The sequence below is a fragment of the Brachybacterium sp. AOP42-C2-15 genome, assembly GCF_052377065.1.
Classification (GTDB): domain Bacteria; phylum Actinomycetota; class Actinomycetes; order Actinomycetales; family Dermabacteraceae; genus Brachybacterium.
This window is the reverse complement of sequence record NZ_JBQSWK010000106.1, coordinates 1-1,238: the sequence shown is the minus strand read 5'-3', so window position 1 is coordinate 1,238 and position 1,238 is coordinate 1. Positions and strand designations below refer to the sequence as shown.

1 protein-coding gene is annotated in these 1,238 nt (G+C 67.8%); it reads right to left on the bottom strand.

Annotation, left to right across the window (positions count from 1 at the left end):
• Positions 1 to 1,238, bottom strand: a 1,238-nt coding sequence (locus ACT3SQ_RS19225; protein WP_444601616.1) for an HNH endonuclease signature motif containing protein, incomplete at both ends; no start/stop codon positions are given.

Sequence of the window (1,238 nt, the reverse complement as noted above, 5' to 3'; positions counted from 1 at the left end):
CGGGCGGGATCCTCGACCGGGTCACGGGCGGGGTCGATCAGTCCCGCGGTTTTTTGTTTGTGGTGGAGCCAGCAGAGGCGGTGGAGGTTCCACAGCGAGGTTTGCCCGCCCTGGTCGGGGTGGTCATGGTCGTATTCGATGATGTGGTCATCCTCTGCCGCGAGGACCGTGGCCCGGGTACAGCCCGGCACCGCACAGACCGGGTGACGCAGCCTCAGCTGGAGCCGCATCTGAGCGGTGGGCTGATAGGTCTGCGCGGTCACGGGCAGGTACGCGCCGGTGATCGGGTCGGTGAGGATCCGCTGCCAGGTGCTCTCCCCGGCTGCGAGTTCCCGGGCGAGCTCTGCGGGTAGCGGCGTCATCCCATCCAGCATCGCGGGCGCGTCACTCTGGCCCAGCAGGGTCAGTGCCGGGACGGTGACGAGGATCTTGTAGGGCCTGGCAGTTTCTTCGACGGGGTCGATGTCCAGGACCGAGTGGGTCAAGATCGCGTACCGCAGCGTCCGCAGCGACAACGCGGTGCCCCGCTCGGCGAGGTCCCGATCAATATCGAACGGCAACGGCCCTTCGGCACCTGCTTCTAACGCGGTGCGCTGGGCTTTCTGGACGGTGCGGGCTGCGACATCGAGCCGGTGGGCGAGGGCCTGGATCTCCGGGATCGGGCCCGTCACCAACAACGATGCGGTTCCCGTCTCGGTATCGATCCCCACGATCTCCACGTCCCGTGACCGGGACGGCGGCGCCGGGAGAGTCCCGGCGGTGGCGAGGGCGACCGCGAGCCGTACATGCTTCTCGAACGTGTCCTGCGAGATCGAGGGAATCTCGATCGTGGCCATATGCGCATCCACGTCCCGGGCCTGCTCCTCGCTCAGGCGCCGGGTGTGGCGGATCAGGTAGTGATGCCACTGCTCGGGCAGATCCCCGCGACGCAGGTACGTGAACGTCATCGGCATCCACTGCACCGCCAGATACGCGTCACGGACTTTCGCGTGTGCTTGGGGGTAGGTGCAGCGCAGCCCCGCGGCGATCTTCAACGCGGTCACATCCGCGTCATCGAGCAGGCCCCGCACCTCGGGGTCCTCACAGAAGAACGTGGAGAGCTGACGCAGCAGATGCGCGTGCAGACTCGCCCGGGTCCGCATCGTGCGATGCAGCCCCAGCATCCGCCCCGCGTCGAGACTCCCGGGGGCCGCTTCCTCCAGGATGTACTCCTCATCCAGCACCCGCCGCGCCCGCAC